Here is a 25,358-nt window from a genome sequence, read left to right on the forward strand (position 1 = left end):
CATGACCACTATTTTTGAGAAACAGCGCTACGGGCGAAACTGGTTATTAGGCATGAAATTTACCGATTCATGTAACTCAGACCAGACTAGCACAATTTCGCCAGAAACTAACTGCCGTTTCACATCATTCACTTTGTCCTGCAAGCTTTTTTCGTGAACGCCGTAATCGGTTCCTTCGCGTAAAACATAACTCTCGATAAGGTTTTCGAGCGTTTCAGGAGCGAGATCTTTCCACGGAATAATCATGATTTTTGCTCATTCAAATACGCTGTTAGCCACAGAGGAATACGAGTTTCTAACCACATTTGTGGCTTTCTAAAACTACCGCCGACAAAGCCGACGTGTCCACCATGTTCCGTCATTTGGTATTCAATATTTTCAGGTAAATGACTTAAATCAGGCACGACTTCGGGCGCCATAAACGGGTCGTCTTTTGCGTGAATAATCAGGGTTGGCTTAGTAATCTGAGATAACTTAGGTAGTGCGCTGCATTTTTGATAATAATCCGCAGCATCATCAAAACCATGAATACGCGCGGTGATCACATCATCAAATTCACGAATGCGTTTTAACTGTTTAAGCTGCAACAAATTAAGAGGGAGTGAACCAGGGTAGCGTACCAGTTTGCGGGTGGCGTTACGTTTCAACCCATTTAATAGGTAGCGTTGATAGAGCTGAGAAATTCCTTTCTCCATTTTCATGGAGCAGGCTTCGAGCATTAATGGAGCCGAGACAACAACGCCGGCATCTAATTCAGCTTTCTCACCATTTTCCGCTAAATAACAGGCTAGCATATTACCGCCAAGGGAATAACCTACAGCAGCAGTTGGTGCTTCCCCCCATGTCTGTTTTAGCCAATGTAAGAAATAACGTGCATCACTAGTTTCACCAGAATGGTAAATACGTTTTTGACGGTTAGGTTCACCGCTGCATCCTCTAAAATGCATGATCACGCCGAGCCACCCTTGCTTTTGGGCGCTTTCTAACATCCCGTGGGCATAGGGGCTTTTAAAATTTCCTTCCAACCCATGAAAAATCACTAAACGAGGTTTTTTGCTCGCTTTTTCTGGATTTTCACTCCAAGCAAGATCGATAAAATCACCGTCAGGCAATTCTAATCGCTGCCATGTTGGGATAATTTTCGGGGTACGGCGAAAGATCCTTGGCAATAAGGTTTGGAGATGAGGGTTTTTTGCCCAACTCATAGGGCGGAAATTTTCTGACATGGCCTTATTTTTTATTTAGTGGAACGCTTGTGAGTCACATAACATACTGTTATTTTTCTGCGATGCAAGTAAACAAACTTAGAAACAAATTTAGGTTGAGGAACATAGTATAAATGACTCTGGGGCTAATTTTTTCGCTTTTTACGTTTTTATTCATTGCAGCAGTCACACCCGGCCCTAACAACATGTTGTTGACCTCTTGTGCAGCTAACTACGGTTTTCGTCGCAGTATCGGATTATTATTAGGAATTATGCTGGGCATGCAGTCAATTTTATATTTGTCTGCGTTTGGCGTTGCCGCACTATTACTATTATATCCTGCAATTCATATTGTGTTGAAAATCATTGGTAGCGTTTATTTATTATGGCTAGCATGGAAAACCGCTACCGCCAGCTACGAGCCACTCAAAACAGACAGCAAAGCCTCTAAAAGCGTCACTTGGTTTCAAGGCGGACTATTGCAGTTCTTAAATCCGAAAGCATGGATGATGGGGTTAGGGGCGGTAGGGAGTTTTAGTCTTCCAGGCGAGTTATTTACTCAGTCCATCATTGTAATGAGCATCGCTTTTGTGATTGTGAATTTTGTCGCAGGCTTGATTTGGATGGGCTTCGGTTCTTTGATTGGGGTTTTCTTACGTAGCCGCCGTGCATGGTTTATTTTCAACCTAGTGATGGGGATACTGACCGCCGCGTGTGTGCCATTAATTTGGTTGGAGTAACGTCTCAATAAATTAAGTGGGTAGGGATACAGAGACGGTGCTCTCCTTATGACGCTGAAAGATGTAAGCCGACGAACACAATATGAAAGTAACAAAAAGGCACCTTAGGTGCCTTTTTTGTTTTTCAATCCACGTTATCCTCTAGTCTAAATCGACATTTTTACTACCGAACAGATAGGTGAAAATAAACCCGCACAGATAAGAGACTAAGACACCGCCTGCATACACCGCCATTGCAGGAAGCACGCCTTGGTCTGACGTCATCAGTGGAATAGCGATTAATCCTGAAGGGCCGAATACGGTATTTAACCCTACAGGTAGACCCATCCACGCGATGGCACCGATAAAGAAACCACCGGCCGCGCCCCCTAAACAGGCGGTCACAAACGGTTTCACTCGTGGTAACGTCACCCCGTAAATCAATGGTTCACCAATACCTAAGAAGCCGGGGAAGAGTGCACCACCAATTTGGCTGCGGGTAACAGAGCCTTTCTTCGCCTTCACATACAGTGCCAGTGCCGCACCCACTTGACCTGCACCTGCCATCGCTAAGATTGGGAATAACGAGTTAAACCCTTGCGCTTCAACTAACGCGACATACACTGGAATAAAGCCTTGGTGGACACCGAACATTACCGCAATCAGGAACAGACCCGCTAAGACGGCTGTGCCGATAGGGTTTCCGTTTAAGTGCATGAATAGCCAAGACATTCCTTCGAATAACCAAACGCCAATAGGCATGATGAAGACAAAGGTTGCAGCGCCGACGATTAACAGCGTAATGGTTGAGGTTAAAATAATATCCAAACTAGCCGGAATGATTTTACGCACTTGTTTTTCAACCCAAGCACCAAAAATACAGGCAATTAGGATCCCGATAATGTTGCCTCTCGGGTCAATATACCAACCAAAGAAGTCTGTCATACCGGAATAGAAGCCTTTAGTGGCCGCCGGGTCGTAACCTAAAATAAACAGCGCAGCGATAATGGCACCGTTAACGCCACTTCCCCCAAACGCTTTTTGGGCGTTATAACCAATCAACAATCCCATAAAGGTGAATAACCCTTTACCGAATACACTCATATACGCAATTAAGCTTTTGAGGTGGGCAAGCTGGGTTGAATCCGCAGGGAATAAGTTTTGGTTCGCTGATAATAATGTGAGTAATGAGGCCAAGCCCATTAAGAGACCCGCGCCGATAAAGCCCGGAATTAATGGGGTAAAAATAGTCGCAAATTTAGATAAAAAGCGATGAACGGCGCTGGTTTGTTTTTTCTTCAGCTGCTGTTTATTGGCTGAAGCAATCTCTTTCAGATCTTGGGTCGCAGCAGAGTCATGGGCATCATCCGCTTCGCCATTTTCTAACATTTGCTTCATTAAATCCGCGGCGGCTTGGGCTTTTCCAGGGCCCAAAACAATTTGCAGCTGGTCGTCACTTTCAATTACGCCCAGTACGCCGGGGATTTTTTTGATTTCGGTTTTATCGATAAACTGGTCATCATGTAAGGTAAGCCGTAAACGCGTCATGCAGTTACCGCACTGCTTAATATTGCGACCGCCACCCACGTGTTGCAGGATCTGCTGTATCATTTCATTTGTTATTTTAGCCATACTGTTTCTCTCATAGAGATCCGTCGATTAGACGGATTTTGCGATGTTGAGGGCAGTGCGAATAAAGCCATGATTTTTAGCGAGCAATTGACGAGCTTCATCAGCATTTAAGCCAGATAAAATCATCAAGATCGCTGTTTTACAGTGTCTATCACATTGTTGTAATGCAGATTCTGCGCTTTGGCGGTCGCATTCGGTTGCTTCCATCACAATCTTAGTCTGGCGCTCAATGAGCTTAGCGTTAGTCGCTTCCACATCGACCATTAAATTGCCAAAGACTTTACCGATGCGGATCATCGCCCCAGTGGTGATCATATTTAAAATCAGTTTCTGTGCGGTTCCCGCTTTCATGCGCGAAGAGCCGGTGACAACTTCAGCGCCCACAATCGGGGTGATAGCAATGTCAGCGGCTTGAGAGACAGGGCTATCAGGGTTACAGCTAATTGAGGCAACGGTTGCACCTAAGGAATGTGCATATTTCATGGCACCTAGAACATAAGGCGTGCGGCCACTGGCGGCGATCCCAACTAGAATATCTTTTTGATTGAAATCGATATTCTTTAAGTCTTGCTCCCCTAATTCGGGTTTATCTTCCGCATTTTCAACGGCACGGAAGATTGCTTGGTGACCACCGGCAATCAGCCCAATCACTTGTTCATGTGGGGTTCCATAGGTAGGAGGGCACTCACTGGCATCGAGGATCCCTAAACGTCCCGAAGTACCCGCCCCGGAATAAATTAGACGACCACCTTGTTGGAAAGCTGCCGCAACTTTATCGACCAATTGTGCAATTTGCGGTAAGGTTTTTTCGACAGCCAAAGGGACTTTTTTATCTTCATTGTTGATGACTTGCAGCATTTCAATGGTAGATAATTGGTCAATGTGGGTGCTGGCTTCGTTACGGCTTTCCGTGACCATCTTGCTTAAATCAATCGACATAGTAATAACTCCTTAAACGTATCATGAGGGGTATGCTATGGAATTATTTATTCCTTTGATGTGATAATCATCACGGTGCTATCTATTCTCTCTTGTCAATATAAGCGAATAAATTTGGTTATTTATTGCCCTGTAAATTAATAGTGATTTGAATTTTAATAATTAATTACCAAGCATTGAGTTCTTATTAAAGGAATAATTTATTTGTAAATTTATTCTGTCGATGAAGGTTTATCTTCTTGAGGGCTACTATGACGTTACTCGATACCATCACGTACCTATTACCGCGACTTGCGGAAAATCAACGTAAAATTGCACAATTTATCTTAGAAAGTCCGGAAAATGTGCTGAAACTATCATCTTCACAGTTAGCGGAGCAATTGGGGATCAGTCAATCCGCTATAGTGAAGTTTAGTCAAAAGTTAGGTGTAAAGGGGTACCCTGCGCTGAAATTGGCGCTAAGTGAAATCATTGGTCGCCAACAGCAAGAGTTGGGGGAGCCTCACCGCGCGTTGCATAACCGTATTACGCAAACGGATAGCTTGATGGTGGTCGCGCAGAAGCTGGCATTAGAGAAAAATTATTCCATCACAGAAACCACAAAACGTCTTGATTTCAAACAATTTGAAAAAATCATTCAGCGCATAGATAGTGCACAACGCGTGCAAATTGTTGGGATTGGCGGCTCAGGACTCACTGCGAAAGATTTAAGTTATAAGCTTCAGAAAATCGGCATTACCACGCTCGTGGAGCCGGATCATCACGTTCAAATTGCGGCAGCATTAACCTTGACGCCGAAAGATGTGCAAATCGTGATTTCCTTCTCTGGAAAGCGCAAAGATATGCTCACTGCTGCCAATATTGGTCACCAAAATGGCGCTTGTGTTATCGCTATTACGCGCTCGAAAGAGTCTCCACTCGCTCAAATGTCAGACTATATGTTGGAAAGTGTGGCAGAAGAGAACGAATGGCGCAGCTCATCAATTTCTTCAAGAACGGCACAAAATACCCTGACCGATTTACTGTTCATGGCGTTGTTACAAAAACGGGAAGATAAAGCAAAAGCATTGGTGATGAATGCCAAAGTGATGATTAATAAACTTGACGAATAACTATTAATACCTCGATAACTTTGCAAAATAATCTTATCTGCGTTAAGACTAAAGGAGGCATTATTTCGCTTAAAACAATTCATTGAGGGAGAGTCCATGAGGGCATTGATCGTTTATACCGAGCTAACAGATGAAGATTCTGTGATCAGCCATGCGGTTGCACGGCTGGCAAGCGAACTGAATGACGAACACGTCGAAACGGTCATTATCCGTGATTTTGAAGACGGTCTTGCCTATATTCGCTCAAACACCAGCATTGACTGCTTGCTTTACGGGCGAGATATGTCCGATAAAGAAGAGCAAGCCCAAGCACATCGGCTAATTACCCAGCTTCATCGCCGCCAAGAAGATGTACCCGTTTTTCTCTTGAGTGATCGTGAAGAAGCCTTAGTGGCATTTGATAGAAAAATGATGGAGCAGGTGGATGAGTTTGCATGGATTTTAGAGGATTCGGCGGACTTTATTGCCGGACGCGTGCTCGCTGCTATCATCCGTTACCGTGCACAGTTACTCCCGCCATTAATGAAAAGTTTAATTAAATACAGTGATGTACATGAACATTCATGGGCAGCGCCGGGACACCAAGGGGGTGTCGGCTTTACCAAAACGCCCGCTGGGCGTATTTATCACGACTTTTTTGGTGAAAATTTATTCCGCACAGATATCGGTATCGAGCGAGTTGCTGTGGGTTCGTTGCTCGACCACACAGGGGCATTTGGGGAGTGCGAGAAAAACGCGGCACGGATTTTTGGTGCTGACCAATCCTATTCCGTTGTGGTCGGAACTTCGGGTTCGAACCGCACCATTATGCAAGCTTGCATGACGGATGACGACGTGGTGGTTATTGACCGAAACTGTCATAAATCCATCGAACAAGGCTTGATTTTAACGGGAGCAAAACCTGTTTATATGGTCCCGAGTCGTAACCGCTATGGGATTATTGGGCCGATTTATCCAACGGAAATGTCTCCTGAAGCTATCCAAGAAAAAATCGCTAACAACCCGTTCACCGCGGATAAAGTTGGCAAAAAACCTGCCTATAGCGTGGTGACAAACTGCACTTATGATGGTGTTTGCTACAACGCGCGTAAAGTGCAAAATCTATTGGATAAATCCCTCGATAGAATTCATTTTGATGAGGCATGGTACGGTTACGCGCGATTTAACCCGATTTACCGTGACCATTTCGCGATGCGTGATGAAGAGCGCAAAGAGGATGACCCTACCATTTTCGCGACTCACTCAACCCATAAATTACTGAATGCGCTGTCTCAAGCTTCGTTTATTCATGTGCGGAATGGACGTAACGCTATTGATTTTAATCGTTTTAATCAAGCCTATCACATGCATGCAACCACCTCGCCGCTGTATGCCATTTGCGCCTCAAACGATATTGCGGCAGATATGATGGATGGGAATAGCGGGCGCTCATTAACGGATGAAGTGATCCGCGAAGCCATCGACTTTCGTCAATCACTCGGCTATCTGTACAAAGAGTTCCAAAATGATGGCGAGTGGTTTTTCAAACCGTGGAATCAGGAAACGGTGAAGGATCCTGCAACTGGCGAGCGCTACGATTTTGAGTTTGCGCCTGTTGAATTGCTGATGAAAGAGCAAAGCTGTTGGGTAATGAACCCTGAAGATACGTGGCATGGTTTCAAAAATATTCCCGCAGATTGGGCGATGTTAGACCCTATCAAAGTGAGTATTTTGGCGCCAGGAATGGGGGACGATGGCAAGCTGCTCGATTCCGGTGTCCCTGCGGCGCTCGTGACCGCATGGCTAAATCATTATGGTATTGTGCCGACCCGTACTACCGATTTCCAAATTATGTTCCTGTTTTCTATGGGGATCACTAAAGGGAAATGGGGCACATTAGTTAATGCATTGCTCTCCTTTAAACGCCACTACGATGCCAACACGCAGCTGAAAAAAGTGTTACCTGAAGTGGTGGAAGTCGCGCCTGAAATTTATGGTGAGATGGGGCTGAGAGACTTGGGGGATAAGATGTTTGCTTACTTGCAGCGCAATAATCCGGGTAGCCAGCTGAATCAAGCCTATTCAGAGTTACCCAATGTCATGATGAGTCCGCGTGATGCCTATCAACAGATTGTTGCGAACCGCGTTGAAGCTGTGCCGTTAGATAAGCTGGCTGGGCGTATTGCAGCGAACTCGATTATTCCTTATCCACCGGGGATCCCAATGTTGTTATCCGGCGAAAGCTTTGGCGAAACCAACAGCCCGCATATTGGTTATTTACGCAGTTTACAAGCGTGGGATAGCGAGTTTCCGGGCTTTGAACATGAAACGGAAGGTACAGAAAAAATTAATGGTGAATACCATGTGATGTGCGTGAAAGTTCGATAGTGAGAATGTAATTAAATTTAGGGCTTAATACCGAAAATAGATCCTTATCAGGGATTAGCTAAGGATCTATTGTACCTTTCTGCCGGTTACTATGAGCGGAATTAACGCCTTATCTGGTGTGAGAATGTGTGGTTAATTAATGGAATGATTGGGATTTTTTGTTTATTAAAATAATCTTTATCTTCAATAAAACCTAATTGATGACAATATTGAGAAGCGTAGCCACTGACTAACAGTTTCCAGTTAAATTTAAAATCAGGATAGGTTTTCTTGGCAATTTTATAAATACTGGTCGTGCAGTTATTCCACATAGAATGATATTTTTCATTGGTCTCTTTGAGCTGATTAAGTTTACTCATATAATTGAGAAACAGTTCGGTAATAAGTGGCTTATCTAAATTTAAGGGATAAATATAGACCTGCTCATTGCGTAAATTAACGCGAGTACCAATTAAATCCTGCTCATCAGCGACCACATAGATAATATCGTAGTTATAGAAAAAACCCTTCCAAACCGAAAATTGTTGATGTGTTTTTCGCCTTGTCTCGATAGAGAAAGAGACATAGTCCCCATTGGTAAAACCGAAGCTCAGAAAGACATGGGCTATCATTTTACCAGACCAGTGGGATTGAACTAAGTCTACGCTTTGCAAGTTAGACAGGTTGTAATGCTTTGTATCCCAAGTGTATTCATTCTTATCGGCAAACTGAAAAGAGCGAAAATTATGAATGGTGACGTCCGAAGTTTCGTGATTAAAATCCATATGGGATTTATAGCGATACTCGGTTCTCCACTCATTTTGAGGTAATAGATTGCTCATCTACACGCTACATTTTTAATAAAACAGACATGGCGCGGGAATAATCTAAAACAATGCCCGGTGTCCACGTCATTATACTTGCATGTTTTCTGAGTTGGGACATGACCCAAAGCTCAGGGCTAAAGAGCAATTTAAGTAGCAGCATGAAGCCGCCTTTTTTCTCAGTAAAATATCCCTCGGTACTTTTTATTAGCGCCAAAGAAACGACGGTTGAACAATTGCGATTCGTTAAATTATAAGTCGTGTCTTTACTGTACTCTTGCCAGAATGCGTCTAATTTTTCTTTGCTGATCCCTTCAATGGTTAATTTGAAGTTTGATGGCGGCGCAATTTTCATTTCATCAAGATAGCTGATTTGAAAAACTCCCGTGTCATTGTTTTCCTCGGTGGATTTTAATATCTGCAAAAATTGCGCTGTATCGCGGTCGATATCTTTCTCTGGGTAGTGGCTGATATATATTTCATCCAGTTCAAAAGCCACATGCCCCGTACTAATCACGCCCAATGAATTACGGGAAACAATATAACGTTGGATAATTTTAAAAAATAACGGCAGTTGCCCGGTCGTTGTCCATACGTGTAAGGTGCCGCGTTCTCTGTTTGAAGCGTCATTATTGCGATTGCGTGTAAATACCATCTGGTTAACATTGGAAATTTGGCTGTTCACAACAAAGTAGTAAACAAAGAATGAATCGAGGGAGAAGATCATAATCAGCGTGCCGACATCCCAATAAACTTGGCGAGAGGAATAGTCAAAAGACCAAGGAATGAAATTCCATAAACCTAATAAAAATTCAATAATGGAGACAGTGAACATCAACTTCCAGCGTTCAAATTTTAAAACCACGCTATTGGACATTTTCCAGATAGCACTGACCATGAGATATAAGCCAGTAATAAATCCAGAGAGAACCGTTTCCCATGCATGTATTTTAGAAAATAAGACAATGTAGACCATAAAAAGTAGCACTAATCCGCGGCTGATCCGCAGCCCTCGGGTGGCACCTTGGCAATACATCGCGCAGACAAACGAGCGAATAGCTTCCAATAAAATTGGAATACAGAGGAAAATCATAAACTCATGGGGATCAGCAAAAAAAGGTAATAGAAAAAAGCAGGCACCAATCAGAACACCAAATAGTGTGAGCGCCAGAATAAACCAGAAATATTTTTTCGCTGTGTCTCTGCCATAGAGCATCGTAATGATATAAATCATGCTGCACCAACCATAGAATCTTGATAAGTGCTAATGCCTTATCTTTATAGGTTTTTATTTTTAATTTGTAGGATTGGCTTCATTATAATGGGGATATTTAAGCGACAAAATAGATGGCAATTTGTGCGTTTTGTAGTGATTTTAATTCATTGAAGAATAAGCGTTATTTTTAGTGTTACACTTTGGTTGTGTGGCTGCAACTGCTTTAGGTTAACGATATGTTAATATTTAATTCTGTTAATAACACGTCAACGCTTCGGATTATGTTTTAAAGAAACCATAAATAAGATTTTTATGTGTAATTAAATTCTTAAACTTAAAAGTTCTAATTATGATTATCTCTTTTGGTCATTTATTGAAATAACCCTTTATTAGTTTGATCTTAATAAAGGGTTATTATTGAAGAACGATTACGAATTAACCCGCTTCAAACTCATTGGTCATGGTTTCTAACTGCTCTTGCAGATCCATCCATTCCATTTCAACGTCTTCAAGGGCTGATTTATGCTCAGTCTGCTTTTTCAAACAGTCAGTCAGCTCCGCTTTTTTATCTTGCTCATAAATGGCGGCATCGGATAACTTCGCCTCTAACTCCGCTAAGGATACAGAGTGTTTTTCCATTTTCTTTTCCAACTCCGTGATTTTTTTACGGATAGGTTGGGTTAGTTGACGGAATTCGGCTTCGCGGCGTTTTTGGTCTTTTCTATCTTGCGCCGTCACGGTTGACGTACTGGCTGGCTTTTCTTTATCAAGCAGATCACGAGCTTGTTGTAGCTCCATTTTGTTCTGCTCAGCTAACCATTGTTGGTAATCTTCGAGGTCACCATCAAATTGCTCCACTTTTCCGCCATGAACCAGATACAGCTCATCCGTGGTGGTGCGCAGTAAGTGTCTATCATGGGAAACCACAACCAATGCGCCTTCGAAAGCCATTAACGCTTCGGTTAGTGCTTGGCGCATATCCAAATCTAAGTGGTTGGTTGGCTCATCGAGTAACAGTAAGTTAGGGCGCTGCCAGACAATCAGAGCTAATACTAAGCGGGCTTTTTCCCCACCAGAGAAACGTCCACTAGGATCCGTCACTTGGTCGCCTTTAAAACCAAAGCCGCCAAGGTAATCACGTAATTGCTGTTCAGTTTGTTCAGGTGCAAGGCGAGCAAGATGCTGTAGCGGGGATTCATCCGCATGCAAATATTCTAATTGATGCTGGGCGAAATACCCCAGTTTGATCCCTTTGGCGAGTGAGATTTCACCGTGTAATGGTGGTAAGTCACCTGCTAGCATTTTGATTAGTGTGGATTTACCGGCACCATTTCGTCCCAGTAACCCAATGCGAGAACCCGGAACTAAATTCAATTTGATGGATTCCAGCACCACTTTTTCACCGTAACCTGCACTGACTTTTTCCATTTTTAATAATGGATTCGGCAGGCTTTCCGGTTGACGGAATGAGAAATGGAATGGGTTATCCACATGGGCAGGGGCGACCATCTCCATGCGTTCGAGCATTTTAATTCGGCTTTGTGCCTGTTTTGCCTTGGTGGCTTGCACTCTAAAGCGGTCAATATAGCTTTGTAAGTGAGCGGCTTTAGCTTGTTGGCTCTCATATAAAGCTTGTTGCTGAGCGAGTTTAGTCGCACGTTGGCGTTCGAATGAAGAGTAGTTGCCCGTGTATTCGAACATGGTTTCTTGTTCGATATGCAGCACTTTGTCGATGATTGGGTCGAGGAAGTCCCTATCATGGGAAATCAAAATCAGCGTGCCAGAATAGCTTTTAAGCCATTTTTCCAGCCAAATCACCGCATCTAAATCTAAATGGTTCGTCGGTTCATCGAGAAGTAATAAATCGGAACGGCACAGTAGGGCTTGCGCAAGGTTCAGGCGCATACGCCATCCACCGGAAAATGATTTTACCGGAGACTGCAGCTGTGCTTGGCTAAAGCCAAGACCATGTAGCAAGCTCGCTGCACGGGACTGAATTGTCCACGCATCAATGGCATCTAATTGCCCATGAATGACGGCAATAGCATGACCGTCATTTTTTTCGTTCGCCTGTTGGAGCTTATGTTCTAAGGCGCGAAACTCACGATCACCATCAATGACATACTCAATACAAGGCACATCAAGGGCTGGAGTTTCTTGGTTCACCCACGCCATAGACCAATTGCTTGGAAAGGTTGCTGATCCTGCTTCCGCCTGCAATTCACCCTTTAACAGTGCCAGCAATGTGGATTTTCCGCAGCCGTTTTTACCCACTAACCCGACTTTTTGCCCCGGATTGATAGTCGCAGTTGCATTGTCCAGCAGAACACGTACACCTCGGCGAATTTGTAATGAAGAGAAAACAATCATAGAAACCGTCTATTGAAAATATGTTAAATTATTGAGTTAGATATATTCGAATAATAAAGTTATTACTGAAATATATTAAGCTTAAAGTACATTTAGCAGGCTGCATGGTAACGGAAAATTATCCGCCTGACACGCCTTTGAGGAGGGAAAGATGTCAATTACGCCAAAAGTGCTCGTGGTCTACGCTCACCCAGACCCCCATGAATCTGTTGCTAATCGTCTGTTGTTAAATGCAGTGCGCGATTTTGACAATGTCACTATCCACGATTTATACGCAACATATCCCGATTATTTTATTGATGTCACCGCAGAACAAAAGCTGCTTTGCCAGCATGATGTCATTGTATTTCAGCACCCGCTGTATACTTATAGTTGCCCCGCACTATTAAAAGAGTGGTTTGACCAAGTTCTGACTCGCCGATTTGCCACAGACCCAGGATACCAAAAACTGAAAGGCAAATATTGGCGCTCGATTATCACCACGGGGGAGCCAGAAGAAGCTTACCAGTATGGTGGCTATAATCGTTATCCATTATCCGAAATTCTTCGTCCATTTGAATTGACCTCATTAATGTGTGATATGCACTGGATAGAACCAAATATTATCTATTCTGCCCGTCGGCAGAGCCCACAACAGTTACAGCAAATGGTTGAAGAGTATAAGCAATGGATGAGACAACCCCTCAATACAGGAGATATTTCAAATGGATGAGTTAAATCTATTTGAGTCGGTGATCATATTTTTATGCGCTGGTGTGGTGATGGTGCCGATTGCCCAAAAAATTCGTCTGGGGGCGGTGCTAGGGTATTTACTGGCAGGGATTGCGATTGGCCCATTTGTATTGGGCTTTATTCGCAATGTGGATGACATTCTGCATTTCTCGGAGCTGGGTGTTGTCTTCTTAATGTTTTTGATTGGGTTGGAACTGAAACCTTCGAAATTGTGGGAGCTGCGCCGATCGATTTTTGGTGTCGGTACCATTCAAGTGGTTGTAACCGCAGCTTTGATGGCTGGGATCTTGATTCTAGCTCAGTTTTCTTGGCAGGCAGCTGTGGTTGGCGGGCTGGGAATGGCGATGTCCTCAACGGCTATGGCGCTGCAATTAATGAATGAAAAAGGGATGTCCAACCAAGAAAGTGGGCAGCTCGGTTTTTCTGTTTTACTGTTCCAAGATATGGCGGTAATCCCGATTATGGCACTGATCCCGCTGTTGGCAGGGGATACGGGAAGCAGCGATTGGTACAAAATTGGATTGAAAGTGGTGGCGTTTGCGGGGCTATGGATTGTCGGGCGTTATTTATTACGTCCACTCTTTAGGCTCGCAGCGAAATCGGGTGTTCATGAAATTTTTACCGCAGCGGCGTTGTTAGTCGTACTGGGTTCCGCGTTGATTATGGAAAGCCTTGGCTTCTCAATGGCGTTGGGTACGTTTATGGCGGGGGTGATGCTCGCTGAGACGGAATTTCGTCATGAACTTGAGATTAATATTGAACCGTTTAAAGGCTTGCTGCTAGGGCTGTTTTTCATCTCCGTCGGTATGTCATTAAATTTACAAGTATTGTGGGCTTATCTCCCTCAAGTTTTACTGGCAGTTTTGGTGCTGGTCGCCGTGAAAGCGCTTGTCTTATATGTATTGGGATTTGTGGCGCGTTTACGCACAGGTGCTCGAGCGCAATTCTCTGGGGTGCTTAGCCAAGGTGGTGAGTTCGCCTTTGTCATTTATGCCACGGCATTCGGTGCTAGCGTGATTGATGAAAGGCAAATGGATTTATTGTTGGTCGTGGTGACGCTATCGATGATGACAACACCACTTGTGATGCAGTTGATAGATGCGTATCTCAACCGCCGTTATAATCAGCCAGCAACCTCTACCGAAAAACCGTTTGTGGAAGACACCAATCCTCACGTTATTTTAGTGGGATTTGGGCGAATGGGGCAGGTGGTTGGTCGTCTATTGATGGCGAACAAAGTGAATATTACGGTGCTTGAACAAGATGTTACCGCGATTAGTACCATGCGCCGCTACGGTTACACCGTCTATTATGGGGATGCGCGAGAACTACAACTTCTACGCTCAGCGGGAGCGGATAAAGCCAAAGCGATTGTGATCACCAGCAACGTTCCTGAAGAAGTGATGGAAATTGTGCGTATTTGCCAAGAAAACTTCCCGAATTTGCATATTATTGCGCGTGCAAAAGGGCGCTTAGAAGCTCACGAATTACTGCACAGCGGCGTGACGGATTTTAGCCGTGAAACCTTCTCAAGCGCGTTAGAAATGGGAAGCAAAGCACTGATTAGCACCGGAATGCATCCACACAAAGCTTATCGAGCGAAACAGCATTTCCGTCGGCTTGATATGCGTATGCTGCGGGATATTATTCCTGAAAATGAGAACAGCGATAGCGGGCAAATTTCGCGTATTAAAGAGGCGCGGCGTGAACTCAACGAACTTTTCGAAAAAGAGATGCAAAGAGAAAATCGCCAACCGCATGGCTGGAATAACGAACAGTAAGGTAGAAAAATGGCAGCAACACGTAAACGTTTTATTGCTGGGGCAACCTGCCCTAAATGCAAGTCTCAAGACACCTTAATGATGTGGCGAGAAGATAAAATTGATGTGGTTGAATGTGTGAATTGTGGGGATCAACAACGTCAAGCTGAAGGCGATGCAACTGAGCATGTGAGAAAGCAAGAACAAGTTATTGGAATTTTTACGCCAGAATAAGAGAATTTTGTCAATTCTCAATACAGCACAATTGTTTTCCGGTACAATTGGCAAAAATTTTTCCCTTACGGGTCGTAGGAGATGTCATGAAAGTAGCAAAAGACTTGGTTGTAAGCCTCGCTTACCAAGTAAGAACAGAAGACGGTGTTTTAGTTGATGAGTCCCCGGCGAATGCGCCAATGGACTATCTGCATGGCCGTGGTTCTTTAATTTCTGGTCTGGAAAAAGCATTAGAAGGTCGCGCAGTTGGCGAACATTTCGATGTTGAAGTCGCTTCAGACGATGCATATGGTCAATACGATGACAACTTAGTTCAACGCGTACCGAAAGATGTATTCATGGGCGTTGATGAGCTGGAAGTGGGTATGCGTTTCTTAGCGGACACTGACATGGGTCCAGTTCCTGTTGAAATCACAGGCATCGAAGGCGATGAAGTTATCGTTGATGGTAACCATATGTTAGCAGGTCAAAACCTGAAATTTAATGTTGAAGTCATGGCTATCCGTGAAGCAACTGAAGAAGAAATCGCACATGGCCACGTCCATGGTGCTGATGGTCACGACCACGACCATGACCACGAAGGTGGTTGCTGTGGCGGTGGCGGTCATAGCCACGGTTCAGAAGGTGGTTGCTGTGGTGGTGGCGAAGGTCAAGGTCACGGACACAAGCATGGTGGTTGCGGTTGCCACTAATCTCTAAAAAAGAGATTTAATAAAAAGCGAACTCGCTTTTTATTTCGAATGTAGGCTCAACATTTTTATGTTGGGCTTTTTTTTACTCAAAATTCAGTCTCAAGCATTCACTGTTATTAAATTTAACAATTACTGAAATTTATTGTAAATCAATTGGTTATTTTTCTAGCTTATAATTTCCATGATTTTTATCGAGATTAATTTCTTCGTTTATCTCGTGTCATAGTCTCAATTATCTAGGAAAATCATTATGGGAATGCCCTCTATTTATCCTACAAAAACAACAATTTATAAACCAGATAAAGCCTGGAATGGTTATACATTATTTTCAGTGGCTAATAAGGGCGCTGTGCTTATTGATATGAATGGCAATGAAGTTCATGTTTGGCAGGACAGTGATGGAGTGCCTTGTAAAATGTTACCCCGAGGCAATCTGCTGAGTTATGAACGGTCAAAAGAAGGTGATAAATATCGCGAATATACTCGGTTGGTCCAGCGGGATTGGGACAATAACGAAGTTTGGTCATTTGATCGTGTCGAATTATTGACGGATGATGTTGGGGAACAATATTGGTCTGCAAGAGCCCATCATGATTTTCAACGGGAAGGAAACCCCGTCGGGTATTATACGCCTGATTTGATATCCCCTATCTATGAAGGGAAAACATTATTACTTTGCCATCGAAATATTCAAAATCCTCAAATATCTGATAAGCCATTACTGGATGACGTCTTTGTTGAGATTAATTGGCAGGGAGATATTGTATGGACCTGGGCGCTCAGTGATCACTTTTCAGAGCTCGGTTTTTCTGAAACCGCAAAGAATGTCTTTTATCGTAATCCTAATCTCATATCTGATGGTGTGGGGGATTATTTACATATCAATAGCCTATCTCGGCTTGGTCCCAACAAACATTATGATAATGGCAATACTCATTTTCATCCTGAGAATATGATATGGAGCTCTCGGGAAACGAATATTATTGGAATTACCAGCCGTGAAACTGGAAAGATTGTATGGCAAATTGGACCTGATTATACCCATGACAATGTTAAGCATTTAGGGGGGATTATTGGTCAACATCATGCCCATCTTATTCCTCAAGGGTTACCGGGGGCTGGGAATATTTTACTGTTTGATAATGGCTGGCAAGCAGGCTATGGGCAAGCTACGCCAACATCGCTTTATGGATTAAAAAATGCGAGTCGTGACTATTCTCGAGTCTTGGAGATAGACCCTATCAGCTTAGGTATTGTTTGGCAGCATTCTGCAAACGAGCAGGGATTTAAAATGCCGACGAATCGTTTTCGATTTTTTAGTCCGCATGTTAGCAGCGCACAACGACTCCTCAATGGTAATACGTTGATTACAGAGGGCGCGGATGGGCGAATTATTGAAGTTACTAAGGAAAATAAAATTGCTTGGGAATATATTTCCCCCTATACCGATGAACAATACGCATGGGATAACATGATCTATCGGGCTTATCGAGTTCCCTATGAATGGGTGCCTCAATTGGATAAGCCCGAAGAGATGGCATTGCCTGATATTGATATCTCCCAATTTCATATCAGGGGGAAAAGCTGAGAGACTAATAATGGGGAGGGGGAGTCTCTTCTTCAGGACGAGCTAGGTGAGATGATTGCGACGCTTTCAATCTTTCCGCAACGATACGCAAATGTTCCTGCATTTTTGACAGCTGCATTTGTTGTTCTGTAATCACTTGGTTAAGCTGTTCAATAGTCAATTCTTGGAAAGCAACTTTGCTTTCTAAAAGTTCTAAACGCTGTTCAAAATTGTCTGATGAATCCATTTTAGACTCTCCTTATGGGTTCCCATCATGAAAAAAACATCATAATAACCGAACATTACAAATCAACAGATAAGTTTTATTTAAAGGTGTAGGCGTCGAAACCTCTTTTTGTTAATGTGGTCTAAGATATTCTTATATTTTTTGTGTTAACTGACAGCTTGTTTTTTAAGATAAGGAACAGCTATCAATAAAAATGAGCCATATGGCTCGAATAATAGCTATCGGAGATTAGGATGAAATCACTGTTTAAGGCAAGTCTATTAGCAACAACATTAGCATTCGCTTTTACTGCCCCACAAGTTATGGCGGAAGAAGCAAAAACACAAGCGAGCGCTTTCAAAAATGCAGAAGAGCGTAACGCATATGCATTAGGTGCCTCTTTAGGTCGCTACATGCAAAATTCTTTAGAAGAACAAAAATCGATCGGTATTAATTTGGACAAAGCCCAATTACTGGCTGGTGTTCAAGATGCATTCAACGGCAAAAGCAAAATGACTGATGCACAAGTTGAAGAAACATTACGTCAATTCGAAGGACAAGTGAAAAAAGCAGCTGAAGATAAAATTAAAGCTGAATCAGTAGCTAACGTGAAGAAAGGTGACGAATATCGCGAGAAATTTGCAAAAGAAAAGGGCGTAGTGAAAACTAAGTCTGGCCTACTGTACAAAATTGAAAAAGACGGTACTGGCGCCAAACCTAAAGAAGACGAAACCGTTGTTGTTCACTATAAAGGCTCTTTAGTTGATGGCACTGAATTCGATAGCTCTTATTCTCGTAACGAGCCACTGACTATCCCATTAAACTCAGTGATCAAAGGCTGGACTGAAGGTTTATCTAACCTGAAGAAAGGTGGCAAGATGACATTAGTTATCCCACCAGAATTAGCTTACGGTGAAAACGGCGTTCCAGGTATCCCAGCAAATTCAACGCTGATCTTTGATGTTGAATTATTAGATATCAAACCTGCTGCAAAATAAGATTTCACAGCATTAAAAACAAAAAAGCTCAGATTCGTTCTGAGCTTTTTTCATTGGGTTACGCAATTCAATGCTAAAAAAGCAGAGTTGTGTCATTCTCGATTAAAAATTTACATTTAAAAATCTTATATTCTTTAAAACTTGTGATAAAACATACTCTCTTGCATTCATTCGCTTGACGGCAACGCCTTGGAGTTTTAACTTCAATAGATTCGTTTTTATTTTTAATCATCACATCCGTTGACTATGTACGATAAAGTGAAGGCAAATGAGTCGAATAATGAATGCCTCATTGGTTGACGTGATGAATTTTATACACTTTAGAAGGATGCCGTTGAAATGTCTGATGCATTACAATCCCAAGACCTCAGTGATATTAATATTCTTGATAACCAGCCGTTTACTGAGACTGACCACGAAATTTTAAAATCATATGAAGCTGCGGTTGACGGGCTCGCTATGCTAATCGGTGAGCATTGTGAAATTGTTCTTCACTCTTTAGAAGACCTCAAATGTTCAGCAGTGAGAATAGCGAATGGTCAGCATACAGGGCGTAAAATTGGCTCCCCTATCACTGACTTAGCATTAAGAATGCTGCATGACATGGCGGATGCGGAATCCAATGTCTCTAAAGCGTATTTTACGAAAGCGAAAAGCGGCGACTTAATGAAGTCTGTGACGATTGCGATTCGTAACCGTAAGCAACGTGTTATTGGCTTACTGTGTATCAACATGAACTTGGATGTGCCATTCTCTGAAATCATTAAGTCTTTTGTGCCGGAAGAAAAGCAAGAAGTGACTTCCGATGTGAACTTTGCATCTTCAGTTGATGACTTAGTCGCACAAACATTGGAATACACCATCGAAGAAGTTAGCAATGACCGTAATGTTTCTAACAACGCGAAAAATAAACAAGTGGTTCTGAACCTGTACGAAAAAGGGATCTTTGATATCAAAGATGCTATCAACCAAGTGGCTGATCGTCTGAATATTTCCAAGCACACCGTCTATTTATATATCCGCCAATTTAAGAGTGGTGAATGAGTAAAACAACCCCGCTAACCTATTGTTTGTTAGTGACAGGCCCTGCATACGGCACTTCACAATCAGCAAGTGCCTATCAATTTGCCAAGGCCCTTCTTAAAGAGGGGCATCTATTGAAGACGGTGTTTTTCTATCAAGATGGCGTTCTGAATGGCAATGCTTTAACTTCCCCTGCGAATGATGAATTTGACCTGGTCAAAGCATGGCGCCAGCTGGCACAAGAGTCGGGCTGTGAAATGAATATCTGCGTTGCAGCAGGATTACGTCGTGGTATTACAGATGAAGAGCAAGCTAACGCGCTATCGCTATCTGCCTATAACTTATCTGAAAGTTTTACCATGAGCGGTTTAGGAAGTCTGGCTGAATCCATGTTAACGACTGACCGCACAATCCAGTTTTAAACCTGAACATCATGAACCACGTCACTCTATAAGATATAAGATAAGGTCTCTTGTGAAGAAAATAGCCTTTGTTTTTACGACTATGCCACATGGTAGTGCCAGTGGGCGCGAAGGACTGGATGCGTTATTAGCGACCTCAGCACTGACTGAGGAAATCAATGTATTCTTTCTTTCTGATGGCGTATGCCAATTACTCGCTCATCAGCAGCCTAAAGAAATTTTAGCTCGGGACTATATTGCGACGTTCAAAATTTTACCTCTCTATGACATTGAAAACATTTACCTATGTTCAGAGTCATTAAAGGAAAGAGGCCTTAGCCAGCAAAATGAGTGGATTGTGACGCCTGAATTTTTAACACCCCAGCAGATCCAAGAGCAGTTATCTGCCTGTGATGTTGTGCTGAAATTTTGATCTTGTGTTCAAAATTTGATCTTGTGTTCGGATTTTGATCTATAGTAGGATCCTGCCTATGCTATACACCCTAGCCACATCTCCATTTAAATGTGATTTTTCCGCGCTACTGCGTTTAATCACCAATGAAGACGCTATATTGCTTTTCCAAGATGGTGTGATTGCCGCTATCTCACAATCCAAATATCTTGCGGAACTACAAAATAGCGGTGCCCAAATCTATGCCTTGGATGCAGATATTGACGCCCGAGGGCTACAAGATCAGGTAGCTGATGGCGTTTCTATCATCTCATATCAAGGTTTTGTAAAGCTAACTGAAGCTCATAAGCAACATTTTGCCTTATAAAGTCACTAAAAGTTGTATATTTCTTGACACCTGAGCCAGTCGGCAATAAAATTTCGCGTCCTCGTGTATCGTCATGTTGGCGAACGAGGTCAAAATCCGTGTTTACGAAGCAAAAAAACCAGGAGCTTTTTTAATAATGGCAACTATTAATCAGCTGGTACGCAAATCTCGTAGCTCGAAAGTTGTGAAAAGCAACGTTCCAGCACTGGAAGCTTGCCCGCAAAAACGTGGCGTATGTACTCGTGTATATACTACCACTCCTAAAAAACCAAACTCAGCATTACGTAAAGTATGCCGTGTTCGTTTAACTAACGGTTTCGAAGTATCTTCCTACATCGGTGGTGAAGGCCACAACTTGCAGGAACACTCCGTAATCCTGATCCGTGGCGGTCGTGTTAAAGACTTGCCAGGTGTGCGTTATCACACCGTTCGCGGCGCACTGGACTGTTCTGGTGTTAAAGACCGTAAGCAAGCTCGTTCTAAATACGGCGCGAAGAAACCTAAGGCTTAATGGATTTCCGTTAAGTAAGGCCAAACATTTTTAATCTTAATGTCAAAATACTCTCGTAGAGTTTTGGACAAACCTGAATTAACAACGGAGTCATATCCATGCCACGTCGTCGCGTAATTGGTCAACGTAAAATTCTTCCAGATCCTAAGTTCGGATCAGAATTACTGGCCAAATTTGTAAATATCCTGATGGTAGACGGGAAAAAATCTACTGCTGAAGCAATCGTATATAACGCACTTGAGCTCCTTGCTCAGCGTTCTGGTAAAACTGAACTTGACGCATTCGAATTAGCACTTGATAACGTGCGTCCGACTGTGGAAGTTAAATCCCGCCGTGTTGGTGGTTCAACTTACCAAGTTCCAGTTGAAGTTCGCCCGGTTCGTCGTAATGCCCTGGCAATGCGTTGGATCGTTGATGCTGCTCGTAAACGCGGTGATAAATCTATGGCGCTTCGCCTGGCAAACGAATTATCAGACGCTGCTGAGAACAAAGGTTCATCTGTTAAGAAACGTGAAGACGTTCACCGTATGGCAGAAGCTAACAAGGCGTTCGCACACTACCGTTGGTAATCTCTTACCAATCTTAGTGATGTATCTCAGGGTAGCTTTCAGCTGCCCTTTATATGAAGAATTGAACGCCCACGAGAGAGGAAAAAATGGCTCGTCAAACGCCCATAGCACGCTATCGTAACATCGGTATCAGTGCACACATCGACGCCGGTAAAACCACAACTTCTGAACGTATTCTGTTCTATACTGGTGTAAACCATAAGATCGGTGAAACCCACGAAGGTTCTGCAACAATGGACTGGATGGAGCAGGAGCAAGAGCGTGGTATTACTATCACTTCAGCTGCGACTACTGCATTCTGGTCTGGTATGGCTAAGCAGTATGAACCACACCGTATCAACATCATCGACACCCCGGGACACGTTGACTTCACAATCGAAGTAGAACGTTCTATGCGTGTTCTTGATGGCGCGGTAATGGTTTACTGTGCGGTTGGTGGTGTTCAGCCACAGTCTGAAACTGTATGGCGTCAGGCTAACAAATATAAAGTTCCACGTATCGCGTTCGTTAACAAAATGGACCGTATGGGTGCGAACTTCTTACGTGTTGTTGAGCAGTTAAAAACTCGTTTAGCAGCTACTGCAGTTCCACTGCAATTACCAGTTGGCGCAGAAGAGTCGTTCACTGGTGTTGTTGACTTGCTGAAAATGAAAGCAATCAAATGGAACGATGAAGACCAAGGCGTTACCTTCGAATACGAAGATATCCCTGCGGACATGCAAGAGCTGGCTGAAGAGTGGCACAACAACCTGATCGAATCCGCTGCAGAAGCATCAGAAGAACTGATGGAAAAATATCTGGGCGGTGAAGAACTGACTGAAGCAGAAATCAAAGGTGCTTTACGTCAACGTGTTCTTGCTAGCGAAATTATCCTGGTTACCTGTGGTTCTGCATTTAAGAACAAAGGTGTTCAGGCGATGCTGGATGCGGTCGTGGATTACTTACCAGCTCCTACAGATGTACCGGCAATTAACGGTATTCTGGACGATGGTAAAGATACTCCAGCTGAACGTCATGCAAGTGACGAAGAGCCGTTCTCATCTTTAGCATTTAAAATTGCAACTGACCCATTCGTTGGTAACCTGACATTCTTCCGTGTTTACTCCGGTGTTGTTAACTCAGGTGATACCGTTCTGAACGCTGTTAAAGCGAAGAAAGAGCGTTTTGGTCGTATCGTTCAGATGCACGCTAACAAGCGTGAAGAGATTAAAGAAGTTCGCGCTGGTGACATCGCGGCTGCTATCGGTCTGAAAGACGTAACTACAGGTGATACTTTATGTGCAGTTGATGCACCAATCATCCTGGAGCGTATGGAATTCCCAGAGCCAGTAATCTCTGTTGCAATCGAACCAAAAACTAAAGCTGACCAAGAAAAAATGGGTATCGCATTAGGCCGTCTGGCTCAAGAAGACCCATCATTCCGCGTATCAAGTGATGAAGAGACTAATCAGACTATCATCGCTGGTATGGGTGAATTGCACTTGGACGTTCTGGTTGACCGTATGCGTCGTGAATTCAAAGTTGAAGCGAACGTTGGTAAACCACAAGTAGCTTACCGCGAAGCAATCACTGCTAAAGTGACTGACATCGAAGGTAAACACGCGAAACAGTCTGGTGGTCGTGGTCAGTACGGTCATGTCGTTATCGATATGTACCCACTGGACAAGAAAGACAAAGATGGTCTGCCAATGGACTACGAATTTGTCAACGAAATCAAAGGTGGTGTAATCCCTACGGAATACATTCCTGCGGTTGACAAAGGTCTGCAAGAGCAGCTTAAGTCTGGTCCATTAGCTGGTTATCCAGTAGTTAACATGGGTGTTCGTCTGCATTTCGGTTCTTACCATGATGTTGACTCCTCTGAATTGGCGTTTAAATTGGCAGCATCGCTGGCATTTAAAGACGGCTTCAAAAAAGCGAAACCAGTTCTGCTTGAGCCAATCATGAAAGTTGAAGTGGAAACTCCAGAAGACTACATGGGCGATGTAATTGGTGACCTGAACCGTCGTCGTGGTATGATTGAAGGTATGGATGACTTACCTACTGGTAAAGTTGTTCGTGCACAAGTACCATTGTCCGAAATGTTCGGTTATGCTACTGACCTGCGTTCTCAGACACAAGGTCGTGCTTCATACTCTATGGAGTTCCTGAAGTACAATGAAGCGCCAAACAACGTTGCACAAGCTGTAATCGAAGCTCGTAACGCTAGATAATCGATTTTTATCGATTTAACTACTTTAATTTAAGTTCCTTCTTTATCGTGAAGAGGGAACTCCATAAGGAATAGAGTCGTGTCTAAAGAAAAATTTGAACGTTCAAAACCGCACGTTAACGTTGGTACAATCGGCCACGTTGACCATGGTAAAACTACCCTGACAGCAGCAATCACTACTGTTCTGGCTAAAACTTACGGCGGTAACGCTCGTGCATTCGACCAAATCGATAACGCACCAGAAGAAAAAGCGCGTGGTATCACCATTTCTACTTCTCACGTAGAATATGACACTCCAACTCGCCACTACGCACACGTAGACTGCCCAGGTCACGCCGACTATGTTAAAAACATGATCACTGGTGCTGCGCAGATGGACGGTGCAATTCTGGTTGTTGCTGCGACTGATGGCCCAATGCCACAAACTCGTGAGCACATCCTGTTAGGTCGCCAAGTAGGTGTTCCTTACATCATCGTTTTCCTGAACAAATGTGACATGGTTGACGACGAAGAACTGTTAGAATTAGTTGAAATGGAAGTTCGTGAACTTCTGTCTCAATACGATTTCCCAGGCGACGACACTCCAGTTGTTCGCGGTTCAGCACTGAAAGCGCTGGAAGGCAACCCAGAGTGGGAAGCGAAAATTGTTGAATTAGCGGGCTACCTGGATTCTTACATCCCAGAACCAGAGCGTGCAATTGACAAGCCATTCCTGCTGCCAATCGAAGACGTATTCTCAATCTCTGGTCGTGGTACAGTAGTAACAGGCCGTGTTGAGCGTGGTATCATCAAAGTTGGTGAAGAAGTTGAAATCGTTGGTATCCAAGCAACGGCTAAGACTACTTGTACTGGCGTTGAAATGTTCCGTAAACTGCTGGATGAAGGTCGTGCGGGTGAGAACGTTGGTGTTCTGCTGCGTGGTACTAAGCGTGAAGAAATTCAACGTGGTCAAGTACTGGCTAAACCAGGTTCAATCAAGCCACACACCCAATTCGAATCAGAAGTTTATATTCTGAGCAAAGATGAAGGTGGTCGTCATACTCCATTCTTCAAAGGCTACCGTCCACAGTTCTACTTCCGTACAACTGACGTAACCGGTACTATCGAACTGCCAGAAGGCGTAGAGATGGTAATGCCAGGCGATAACATCAACATGATCGTGACTCTGATTCACCCAATCGCGATGGATGATGGTTTACGTTTCGCAATCCGTGAAGGTGGTCGTACTGTAGGTGCGGGTGTTGTTGCAAAAATCATTGCATAATACCGCTCTTTCTGAATAAGAAAGAAC

25 protein-coding genes are annotated in these 25,358 nt (G+C 43.4%); 17 read left to right on the top strand and 8 right to left on the bottom strand.

The window, feature by feature from the left end; translation table 11 throughout:
* Positions 1 to 27: 27 nt before the first annotated feature.
* Both GKR48_RS01805 and GKR48_RS01810 read right to left on the bottom strand, forming a co-directional pair.
* The gene (locus tag GKR48_RS01805) at positions 28 to 246 is read right to left on the bottom strand and encodes a YheU family protein (RefSeq protein ID WP_108478754.1); all 219 of its coding nucleotides are present in this window, start codon (positions 244 to 246) and stop codon (positions 28 to 30) included.
* Complete coding sequence (locus GKR48_RS01810; RefSeq protein WP_154626514.1) at positions 243 to 1,226, bottom strand: hydrolase; 984 nt, start codon at positions 1,224 to 1,226, stop codon at positions 243 to 245. Before GKR48_RS01810 ends, GKR48_RS01805 begins: the two co-directional genes overlap by 4 nt.
* Positions 1,227 to 1,339: 113 nt before the next feature.
* On the opposite strand from GKR48_RS01810, the gene GKR48_RS01815 reads away from it, so the two are divergent.
* Positions 1,340 to 1,945, top strand: a complete 606-nt coding sequence (locus GKR48_RS01815) for a LysE family translocator (RefSeq protein WP_108478756.1) — start codon at positions 1,340 to 1,342, stop codon at positions 1,943 to 1,945.
* A 141-nt stretch (positions 1,946 to 2,086) separates the two neighbouring features.
* On the opposite strand, the gene murP is transcribed toward GKR48_RS01815, so the two are convergent.
* Entirely contained in the window at positions 2,087 to 3,556 is a 1,470-nt protein-coding gene (gene murP / locus GKR48_RS01820; protein ID WP_154626516.1) for a PTS N-acetylmuramic acid transporter subunit IIBC, read from the bottom strand.
* 27 nt (positions 3,557 to 3,583) lie between these two features.
* On the bottom strand, positions 3,584 to 4,495 hold the full coding sequence (gene murQ, locus GKR48_RS01825) for an N-acetylmuramic acid 6-phosphate etherase (RefSeq protein WP_154626518.1): 912 nt from the start codon (positions 4,493 to 4,495) through the stop codon (positions 3,584 to 3,586).
* Between the two features lie 251 nt (positions 4,496 to 4,746).
* Between murQ and GKR48_RS01830 the strand changes: the two genes are divergently transcribed.
* Positions 4,747 to 5,607: a MurR/RpiR family transcriptional regulator gene (locus tag GKR48_RS01830; protein WP_154626520.1), complete on the top strand. Its 861-nt coding sequence runs from the start codon at positions 4,747 to 4,749 to the stop codon at positions 5,605 to 5,607.
* Positions 5,608 to 5,703: 96 nt separating this feature from the next.
* Positions 5,704 to 7,974: an arginine decarboxylase gene (adiA, locus tag GKR48_RS01835; RefSeq protein WP_154626522.1), complete on the top strand. Its 2,271-nt coding sequence runs from the start codon at positions 5,704 to 5,706 to the stop codon at positions 7,972 to 7,974.
* A 101-nt stretch (positions 7,975 to 8,075) separates the two neighbouring features.
* On the opposite strand, the gene GKR48_RS01840 is transcribed toward adiA, so the two are convergent.
* From GKR48_RS01840 to GKR48_RS01850, 3 genes are all read right to left on the bottom strand, one after another.
* A complete protein-coding gene (locus GKR48_RS01840) occupies positions 8,076 to 8,795 on the bottom strand; it encodes an Lnb N-terminal periplasmic domain-containing protein (RefSeq protein WP_230088559.1) in 720 nt (239 codons plus the stop codon).
* A 7-nt stretch (positions 8,796 to 8,802) separates the two neighbouring features.
* Positions 8,803 to 10,011, bottom strand: coding sequence for a peptidase (locus GKR48_RS01845; RefSeq protein WP_154626524.1), 1,209 nt, complete (start codon positions 10,009 to 10,011; stop codon positions 8,803 to 8,805).
* A gap of 417 nt (positions 10,012 to 10,428) precedes the next feature.
* Positions 10,429 to 12,363, bottom strand: a complete 1,935-nt coding sequence (locus GKR48_RS01850; protein WP_132496954.1) for an ABC transporter ATP-binding protein — start codon at positions 12,361 to 12,363, stop codon at positions 10,429 to 10,431.
* Positions 12,364 to 12,514: 151 nt separating this feature from the next.
* Here GKR48_RS01850 and kefG point away from each other — a divergent pair, with 151 nt between their 5' ends.
* The 5 genes from kefG (at position 12,515) to GKR48_RS01875 (ending at position 17,369) form a co-directional block, all read left to right on the top strand.
* Positions 12,515 to 13,075, top strand: coding sequence for a glutathione-regulated potassium-efflux system ancillary protein KefG (gene kefG / locus GKR48_RS01855; RefSeq protein ID WP_154626526.1), 561 nt, complete (start codon positions 12,515 to 12,517; stop codon positions 13,073 to 13,075).
* Positions 13,068 to 14,876 (top strand): glutathione-regulated potassium-efflux system protein KefB, encoded by a 1,809-nt coding sequence (gene kefB / locus GKR48_RS01860; RefSeq protein ID WP_154626528.1) that lies wholly within the window; start codon positions 13,068 to 13,070, stop codon positions 14,874 to 14,876. Before kefG ends, kefB begins: the two co-directional genes overlap by 8 nt.
* Positions 14,877 to 14,885: 9 nt before the next feature.
* Positions 14,886 to 15,089 carry a YheV family putative zinc ribbon protein gene (locus GKR48_RS01865; protein ID WP_036948717.1) on the top strand — a complete coding sequence of 68 codons (204 nt, stop codon included), beginning with the start codon at positions 14,886 to 14,888 and terminating at the stop codon, positions 15,087 to 15,089.
* Positions 15,090 to 15,175: 86 nt separating this feature from the next.
* The gene (gene slyD, locus GKR48_RS01870) at positions 15,176 to 15,781 is read left to right on the top strand and encodes a peptidylprolyl isomerase (RefSeq protein WP_154602334.1); all 606 of its coding nucleotides are present in this window, start codon (positions 15,176 to 15,178) and stop codon (positions 15,779 to 15,781) included.
* Positions 15,782 to 16,037: 256 nt separating this feature from the next.
* Positions 16,038 to 17,369, top strand: coding sequence for an arylsulfotransferase family protein (locus tag GKR48_RS01875; RefSeq protein ID WP_230088561.1), 1,332 nt, complete (start codon positions 16,038 to 16,040; stop codon positions 17,367 to 17,369).
* 4 nt (positions 17,370 to 17,373) lie between these two features.
* On the opposite strand, the gene GKR48_RS01880 is transcribed toward GKR48_RS01875, so the two are convergent.
* A complete protein-coding gene (locus tag GKR48_RS01880) occupies positions 17,374 to 17,595 on the bottom strand; it encodes a SlyX family protein (protein WP_036948724.1) in 222 nt (73 codons plus the stop codon).
* A gap of 233 nt (positions 17,596 to 17,828) precedes the next feature.
* Between GKR48_RS01880 and fkpA the strand changes: the two genes are divergently transcribed.
* The 9 genes from fkpA to tuf all read left to right on the top strand — a co-directional run bounded on the left by fkpA (position 17,829) and on the right by tuf (position 25,331).
* Complete coding sequence (fkpA, locus tag GKR48_RS01885; protein WP_154602336.1) at positions 17,829 to 18,572, top strand: FKBP-type peptidyl-prolyl cis-trans isomerase; 744 nt, start codon at positions 17,829 to 17,831, stop codon at positions 18,570 to 18,572.
* A 339-nt stretch (positions 18,573 to 18,911) separates the two neighbouring features.
* A complete protein-coding gene (locus GKR48_RS01890; RefSeq protein WP_036948726.1) occupies positions 18,912 to 19,616 on the top strand; it encodes a helix-turn-helix transcriptional regulator in 705 nt (234 codons plus the stop codon).
* Entirely contained in the window at positions 19,613 to 20,017 is a 405-nt protein-coding gene (tusD, locus tag GKR48_RS01895) for a sulfurtransferase complex subunit TusD (RefSeq protein WP_154626532.1), read from the top strand. Before GKR48_RS01890 ends, tusD begins: the two co-directional genes overlap by 4 nt.
* A gap of 52 nt (positions 20,018 to 20,069) precedes the next feature.
* Positions 20,070 to 20,429 carry a sulfurtransferase complex subunit TusC gene (tusC, locus tag GKR48_RS01900; RefSeq protein ID WP_272521787.1) on the top strand — a complete coding sequence of 120 codons (360 nt, stop codon included), beginning with the start codon at positions 20,070 to 20,072 and terminating at the stop codon, positions 20,427 to 20,429.
* A gap of 58 nt (positions 20,430 to 20,487) precedes the next feature.
* Positions 20,488 to 20,775, top strand: coding sequence for a sulfurtransferase complex subunit TusB (gene tusB / locus GKR48_RS01905; RefSeq protein WP_154626534.1), 288 nt, complete (start codon positions 20,488 to 20,490; stop codon positions 20,773 to 20,775).
* A gap of 136 nt (positions 20,776 to 20,911) precedes the next feature.
* Complete coding sequence (gene rpsL / locus GKR48_RS01910; RefSeq protein ID WP_004265905.1) at positions 20,912 to 21,286, top strand: 30S ribosomal protein S12; 375 nt, start codon at positions 20,912 to 20,914, stop codon at positions 21,284 to 21,286.
* A 98-nt stretch (positions 21,287 to 21,384) separates the two neighbouring features.
* The gene (rpsG, locus tag GKR48_RS01915) at positions 21,385 to 21,855 is read left to right on the top strand and encodes a 30S ribosomal protein S7 (protein ID WP_006813694.1); all 471 of its coding nucleotides are present in this window, start codon (positions 21,385 to 21,387) and stop codon (positions 21,853 to 21,855) included.
* An 86-nt stretch (positions 21,856 to 21,941) separates the two neighbouring features.
* On the top strand, positions 21,942 to 24,068 hold the full coding sequence (gene fusA, locus GKR48_RS01920) for an elongation factor G (RefSeq protein ID WP_154602339.1): 2,127 nt from the start codon (positions 21,942 to 21,944) through the stop codon (positions 24,066 to 24,068).
* Between the two features lie 78 nt (positions 24,069 to 24,146).
* Complete coding sequence (gene tuf / locus GKR48_RS01925) at positions 24,147 to 25,331, top strand: elongation factor Tu (RefSeq protein ID WP_187128653.1); 1,185 nt, start codon at positions 24,147 to 24,149, stop codon at positions 25,329 to 25,331.
* The last annotated feature ends 27 nt before the right edge of the window (positions 25,332 to 25,358 follow it).

Source organism: Providencia sp. wls1943 (genome assembly GCF_009706275.1).
GTDB lineage: Bacteria > Pseudomonadota > Gammaproteobacteria > Enterobacterales > Enterobacteriaceae > Providencia > Providencia zhijiangensis.